The organism is Pseudomonas sp. MIACH, from assembly GCF_001269925.1.
Taxonomy (GTDB): domain Bacteria; phylum Pseudomonadota; class Gammaproteobacteria; order Pseudomonadales; family Pseudomonadaceae; genus Aquipseudomonas.
This window is the reverse complement of record NZ_LHVO01000071.1, coordinates 1-7,571: the sequence shown is the minus strand read 5'-3', so window position 1 is coordinate 7,571 and position 7,571 is coordinate 1. Positions and strand designations below refer to the sequence as shown.

Here is a 7,571-nt window from a genome sequence, read left to right as displayed (position 1 = left end):
GCGAAGCAGCCCCAAAACCAGCCTCTACAGAGTGTCTGATACACCGCGTTCTTCTTTACTGGGGCTGCTTCGCAGCCCAACGCGGGACAAGCCCGCTCGCCACAGGGAGATTTGTCAGGGTCTGAAAAGTTGTGTAGATCCCCACGTCCCTCCCATATTCGATCGTCATTGCCTGTCAGCTTGAGGCACGGCAAACACCGCATTCGCCCGCGCCACCACCTTCTCCCCCACCTGCAGGCTCACCGTGGCAAACGCCATTTGCCGCCCTCGCTTGTGATGTTCCAAGCGCACCGTAATCCACTCTCCCACCTGCACCGCCCCCAGGTAATCCACGGTCATGCTCGCTGTAATCAACGGCAACGGCGGCTCACTGGAAAACGCCATGGCATAGCCCATGCCGATATCCGCCAGGGTCGCCAACACACCGCCGTGCACAGTCCCACGCCCATTGGCATGGCGATTGTCGGCGCGCAGGCCGATCTCCAGTTGCAGGCCGTCACCTCGGCAATACGCCGGGCCAAGCAAATCCAGCAACGGGCTGCTGCGCGGCAGCGGGACAAAACCTTCGGGCACGGCGTGAGCAATCATGGCGAGTCTTCCTTGGGGTCGGATTTGAGATGTACGCCACACGCCCAATAGCAGCCATCACCATCAGCCCTGCAAATCCTGCACGATACTTTGCGTTAATTCGCCGGACCCGCTTTAATCGCGGCCAATGCCCCCCGCACATCTCAAGGAACTGCAATGCGCCATCCGGACGGCAACCTTCAATCGCTTCGCGCGCCCCTGTTGATTCTGCTGGCCGGCCTGGCCCTGGTCGGCTGCTCGCCCAAGGACCACTCCCGCGCCGCGGTAATCAATGGCGAACAAGGTCGGGCCGGCGCTCAACTGGCCTATGAACACGAACTGACCCTGGCCCTATCCGGCGCCCTGCTCGCGCCGCGCATGCAGGCCACCCGCGAGGCTTGTGAATCGGCGCGGTTTGGCGCGTGCAATATCCTTGGCATCACCGAAGACAGCAACGGCGGCGAGATCATCCTGCGGATCGCGCCCACCGGCGTCGAACCGATGGTCGCCATGGCCGCTGAAGGCGGCAAACTCGGCCAGCGCATCACCACCGCCGAAGACCTGGCTGACGCGGTCGCCGATGTACGTCGCCGCCAGGATCGCCTGCAAGCCCAGCAACAGCGCCTCGATGAACTGGCCAAGCGCAAGGACATCACCGTCAGCGACCTGATCGCCTTGAGCAAGGAGCAGGCGGGCATTGAAAACGAACTGCAGGAACTCGCCCAGGTTGCCGCCGGCCAGCAGCGTCGCCTGGATACCAACCGCGTCACCCTCAACTTCCGTTCTTCGGATGGCGCGAACCAACCGTCACGCTTCAGCCGGATGTTCAGCAACCTGGGCACTAACCTGGTGGACGGCACCGCAGACGCCCTGGAACGCGCCAGCTATGTGCTGCCGTTCGTGATCCTGGCGTTTCCGGTGGTGTGGTTGTGGGTGTGGCTGTGGCGCAAATTTGTCAGGCGCCGCAGCTGATCAGCGCTTCATGCACCGCTGGTACCGCTCATCCACGCGCTTGGCAAACCACGCCGTGGTCAGGTTGCGGGTGATCTTCGGGCTTTTGAGCACGATGCCCGGCAGGACCGCACGGGGCATCGGCTTGCCGGCGGCCTGGTCGGCCAGGGCAAACACGCGGTTGTAGAGGGTGGTGTCTTCAAAATCCAGCTGTTCGCCCTGTTCCAGCTGGCTGCGAATGCTGGGGTTGCGCATGTCCAGCTTCGCGCCCAATGAGCGCACCGCCAGTTCGGTGGTGCCGGGCAGCAATGAGCCGTAGCGAATCAAATCCCCGTCCAGCGCCAACTCAGTGCCCGACGCGCGGCTGACCGCCGCCTGGAACGCCGCATTCCGGCTGGCGTACCAACCCGCATTGAAGTCGGCAAAGCGATACAGTGGCTGGTCATAGCTCACCGGGTAACCGAGCAAGTGGGCGATACCGAAGTACATGCCGCCACGCCGGGTGAAGACTTCCCGACGAATCGTGCCATCCACCGTGTAGGGATAACCCCGCGCCTGTTTCTGGGCGAAGTCGATACTGACCTGCATGGGACCGGCGGTGTGCACCGGATTGAAACCGCCAAACAGGGTGTTGCCCAGGGGCACCACGCTGATGAAGTCATCGAAGATGCCACTCAGGTCCTTCTCCGTGCGCGCGGCATTCAAGCGGTCGGCATAAGACTTGCCGGTGGGCGAGCGCAGTTGCAGGGCGCTGCGCACCACAAAGGCCGGCACATGCACCTTACCGGCACGGCGCAGGATTTCATCCTGGGCGATCTTGCCCATGTTGGGCACGGGCGGGTCGACCTGATAGGTGGACTCCTGCTCGGTCACCGCCAATACGGCACAGATATTCTCGGTACTGGGGTAGATCTTTTGAGTGTCAAAGGCGGTGTAGATGTCCTGGGCCCAGCCGTTGCGGTCTGCAACTTTAGCCGGGAGCAAGCGCACGATCTCGGCCTTCACCTCGGCTTCACTGCGCGCTGGTTGCTGCGGGCCGCGCGACGTGGAGCAGCCGGCCAGCACCAGTAAGGGGGCAAGGCAGAAGATCAGGCAGCGTGGGGACATGGGACTTCCTTGAGGACGATGGGCCAAGCGTTGCGGATATGGACCGGTAAGTCTAACGCGGGTTCGCCAACTCGCCTTCTCGCCAGCCAGGGCTGAACCTGGCGTTTGCGCAGCGCTGAAGGCTTGATAGGACGATAGCCGCTGAAAGATCCCACGTAACGGCAAGATAAGCTCTACAGCACCAACCTGAAAACCGCTGCAAAGTCCCTCGCCTGAATACACAGTGCGAGGGATTGCAGATGGTTGTTTTCGTTAAAGCCCTGGTTGAAGGGGCTGCGTCTTGAGCCCGGCCATTGGCAGGCTGGCCCTGACTCCGATGGACGTGAAAGCGGTCGACGTTGAACGCGTCTTCCGTGACTTTCGCGAATGCCTGAATACGTTCGATCAATGGGCGCAAAGCGTCTGGAGCTTCTCGGCGCTGGAGGTCGAGCAGGTCTTCAAGGTCGGCGATGAGGTAGCGCTGGTCGCGCCGATCAATCGCTCAATCATCCCCAGCAGCACCGTCGCCAAGTGCCCGGCCAACGGCACCCTGACCCTGGTGCATATGTTCGAAAGCACGCGCTTCGTGCCCATCGGCAACACGCCGGTGATGCTGCAGCGCGTCGATCCCAATGGCGGCCCGTTGGGCGAGCCGATCCACAAGACCATCGGCCCCAGCGGCATCCTCGAAATCACCGAGTGTGATCGCAACCAGCCGTACCAAATCAGCTTCTACCCCAACGTTTCCAAGGATCACGTCAAGGCGCTGTATGGGTCTTATCAATCGGTGATCGTGGGGTTGGAGGCGCGCCTGCGGGAAGAGTGGGCGCGCACTTTCCAGGATCAGTGGAAAGACTATGCCGAAGCCAAGCCCCTCGATCGGCGCCGCATGCTGGAAGCAGCGTTTTTCAGCGGCCTTGGAAAAGCCCTCTTCAATTTGTGGGACAACGTTACGCAGTTGTATGACCTGTTGGCGGATCTCAAGCCCAACAGCGAAAAACTGTTGGCCTACCTCTCCCAGGCCGAACTCGATGAATTGCTGAAGCTGGGCAAAGACACGATTGCCAGCGGTTTGCTGGTACTCAGCGATGAGCCGCTGCTGTTTATCTACGTGTCGGCGATGGTCAGTTGGATGCGCATGCTGCCGCCGCCGCAGATGACTGAACTGTGGGGAGAGATCACTGGCGAGGTGCTGATCAATCTGCTGTTGATTCGTGTGTTGGGTGCGATGGGGGTGGCGGCGCGGCTGGGGGCTCAAGTGCTGAGCGCTATCAAATCCAAGCGCGCGCGAGAGTTGTTGGATTTGTTGGCCAAGCAGCTTGTAGAGCCTGGGTTGGAGTCGCATGTCGAGGCGGTGAAGCCTTTGCTGCTTGGTGGCCCGGCGACAGCGATCAAGACCGTACCGGTTGCGCCGATGAAGGCGGGGGATCACGTGGTTTCGAACCCGGTGCCGGCGGTTCGTAACAAGACACAGAAGACGGTGTTGGTCAGGCAGGAGCCTGTCGATGATGTGCCTGCTGTATCGACGAATCCGAAGGGCGATGCGGCGGCTTCTTCGGATAAGACGGTAACCAACGGCTGCCCCGTGTCGATGGTTACCGGGGAGGAATTGCTCACCCTCACAGATGGTGTTTTAGACGGGATCTTGCCGTTCGAATGGACACGGTTGTACCGCACCAGTGCGGTGGAACTGGATGGCGGCTTGGGGTTTGGCTGGAGTCACTCGCTGGCGCATCGGCTTGCGGTGTCGGGCGACTCGGTGGTTTGGATTGACCATGAGAACCGCTCGACTTTGTTTCCGCTGCCGACTGTTGCTCGGCCTGCAATCACCAACAGCTTGGCCGAAGCAGCGATCTATTTGGGCTCGTCGCCGGATGAATTGGTGCTGGCCCAGGCGTCGCGGTTTTATCACTTTCGCGACGGTGTGCTGGTCTCGATCAGCGATGCGTACGACAACCGGCTGCGGATTGCTCGGGATTATTTGGGGCGCATTGAGCGGCTGGATAACGGTGCGGGTTGTGCGCTGTTCCTGCGCTATGAATCGAACCGCATCGTGGCGGTGGACTACCAGGTACAGCGGGCAGAAGGCCGTGGTCCGTATGTATGGATTACCGAGCAGACCGTCGTTTCCTACGCCTACGACGACGCTGGCCGACTGGTTTCGGCGACCAATGCGGTAGGCGAAAACGAGGTTTATCGCTACGACGATCAGCACGTGATTCTTGAGCGCGGACTGGCCGGTGGGGCGAGTTTCTTCTGGGCGTGGGAACGGTCTGGCAAGGCCGCGCGGTGTGTGCGGCATTGGGCCAGTTTTTCCCAGATGGATACGCGGTATGCCTGGGGAGATGACGGCCGTGTCACGGTGCATAACGCCGATGGCAGCCAGGAAGTGTATGTCCATGACGACCGGGCGCGGCTGGTACAGCGGATAGATCCGGATGGTGCCCAGCATTTCAAATCCTACGATGACAAGGGCCGGCTGACGGTTGAGCAGGATCCTCTGGGCGCTGTGACGGCGTATCAGTACGACGAAGCCGGAAGGCTGGTGGCGTTATTTCCCGGGGATGATGAGCCAACAACCTACGAGCATGACAATGGCTTCGTACGGGTTGTAAGGCGGGGTCTGGCGGTCTGGAAGTACGAGCGCAATGACCAGGGCGATGTCATTCGTAAGATCGATCCCGACGGTCATGTCACGGACTACAGCTACAACAAATACGGGCAACTGGTCGGGGTTTGGTATCCGGATCACAGTTGTCAGCGGCTGGTGTGGAATGACCGTGGGCAGCTCATAAAGGCACAACTGCCCAATGGCGGGATCAAGCGTTACCGCTATGACGACTTGGGCCGACAGATTGCCCGCGAGGATGCACATGGCGCGCTGACCCAGTATCAGTGGGACAGCGTGGGTCGGTTGGTTCGCGTGGTGCTGCCCGGTGGGGCGTGTAGGGAATACAGCTACAACCCCTACGGCAAAATCACCGCCGAACGCGATGAACGGGGCCACGTTACTCGCTACGAATACGCCGACGGCCTGCACCTGATCAGCCGCCGTATCAACGCCGACGGTACCCAGGTCAACTACCGCTACGACAATGCGCGATTACTGCTGACCGAGATCGAAAACGAGGTCGGCGAGACCTACCGACTTGATTACCACCCCAATGGCCTGATCCAGCAGGAAACCGGGTTTGACGGGCAGCGTACGGCTTATGCCTACGACCTCAACGGCAACCTGCAGGAAAAAATCGAACACGGCGACGATGGTAGTCAGCTCGTTACCCGTTACGAGCGAGACCACGCCGGACGCCTCGTACGAAAAACTCTGCCCGATGGCAGCGTTGTTGAATATGCCTACGACCGCCAGGGCAACCTCCTCAGCGTCGACGACGGCCATTGGGCGCTGGCCTACGAATACGATCAACAAAACCGCCTCACCGCCGAACATCAGGGCTGGGGCACCTTGCGCTATGGCTACGACGCCTGCGGCCAGCTTCAAACCCTGCGTCTTCCGGACAACAACCGCCTCACCTTCAACCACGCCAAAGGCGGCCACCTCGCCACCGTAGAATTAAACGGCGCGCTGCTGACCTCTCATCTGTTCAAGGCCGGCCAAGAACACCAGCGCCAACAAGGCCAACTCCTCAGCCACTACCACTACGACGACCAGCAACGCCTGCACGCCCACGCGATCACCCAGCAACAAGAGCATCTCTACCAACGTCAATACGACTACGACACATCCGGCAACCTCACCCGCCTGCTCGACACCCGCAAAGGCGAACACCACTACCACTACGACCCGCTAGGCCGCCTCACCCGCGCCAACCACTCCCAGGACCTGCAGGAACGCTTCGGCCACACCCCGGCCGGCAACCTGCTGATGCAAGACCGCCCCGGCCCCGACATCGTCGCCGGCAACCGCCTGATGATCCAGGGCGACCGCCACTACGACTACGACGCCTTCGGGAACCTGATCCGTGAACGGCGTGGCCGTGGGCACGCACTCGTCACCGAATACCGCTACGACTGCCAGCATCGGCTGATAGGCCTCACCCAACCCAACGGCCAAACCGCCAGCTATCGCTATGACCCGTTTGGGCGACGCATCAGCAAAACCGTCGATGGCATAACCACGGAGTTTTTCTGGCAAGGCGACAGGCTGATTGCCGAGCACCATGCGGATCGCCATCGCAGCTATCTCTACGAACCCGACAGTTTCCGTCCACTGGCACTGCTGGAAGGCTTCGGCCCAAAAAACACCAAAGCCTTCCACTACCAACTCGACCACCTCGGCACACCGCAGGAACTCACCGCCCCCGACGGCGAAATCGTCTGGTCCGCCCACTACCGCGCCTACGGCCAGATCAGCCGTCTCGACAAAGGCAAAATCGACAACCCGCTACGTTTTCAGGGTCAGTACTTCGATCAGGAAAGCGGACTGCACTACAACCGTCATCGCTACTACAATCCGGATATTGGGTGTTACCTGACGCCTGATCCGGTGAAGTTGGCGGGTGGGATTAATGCCTACCAGTACGTGCCCAATCCTACGGGTTGGGTAGATCCACTCGGACTGAATGCCCGTTGCACCGGCGTAGTAAAGAAAAATCCAACCTGCGCGATACCTGTTGAACCTCACGCACCTTATGTATCTCGTAAAGGAGCATTCCGCGAAGCAAAAAGAGACGCCAATATACCGACATCGCAACAACCCGATGTATTTACCGACGCGGGTTCTGGCGCAAAAAAACAATACAACACTGTGAAAATGTCAGATATAAATGAAAAAACAATTTTAGATAATTCTGGAAAACCGATTAAGACGAGGGTCTACCAATATACGAGAGCCGATGGTTCCAAAATACTAATACAAGACCATTCAGCAGGGCRTAATTTCGGTGCTCAAAACGGAGCAGGCGATCAAGGCTCTCACTTCAACCTACGCCCAATTCATACACCGCGAA

Annotated in this window: 4 protein-coding genes; 2 read left to right on the top strand and 2 right to left on the bottom strand. The window is 59.9% G+C overall.

Annotation, left to right across the window (positions count from 1 at the left end; all coding sequences use genetic code 11):
• Window positions 1-165: 165 nt before the first annotated feature.
• Entirely contained in the window at window positions 166-588 is a 423-nt protein-coding gene (locus AD670_RS30360) for a PaaI family thioesterase (RefSeq protein WP_053140896.1), read from the bottom strand.
• A 156-nt stretch (window positions 589-744) separates the two neighbouring features.
• Here AD670_RS30360 and AD670_RS30355 point away from each other — a divergent pair, with 156 nt between their 5' ends.
• Window positions 745-1,539 carry a DUF4349 domain-containing protein gene (locus AD670_RS30355; RefSeq protein ID WP_053140894.1) on the top strand — a complete coding sequence of 265 codons (795 nt, stop codon included), beginning with the start codon at window positions 745-747 and terminating at the stop codon, window positions 1,537-1,539.
• Here AD670_RS30355 and AD670_RS30350 read toward each other — a convergent pair whose 3' ends face one another.
• Window positions 1,540-2,625 carry a DUF1615 domain-containing protein gene (locus AD670_RS30350; protein ID WP_053140891.1) on the bottom strand — a complete coding sequence of 362 codons (1,086 nt, stop codon included), beginning with the start codon at window positions 2,623-2,625 and terminating at the stop codon, window positions 1,540-1,542.
• Between the two features lie 316 nt (window positions 2,626-2,941).
• On the opposite strand from AD670_RS30350, the gene AD670_RS30345 reads away from it, so the two are divergent.
• Window positions 2,942-7,571, top strand: a 4,630-nt coding sequence (locus tag AD670_RS30345) for an RHS repeat-associated core domain-containing protein (RefSeq protein ID WP_082341081.1), incomplete at its 3' end; no start/stop codon positions are given.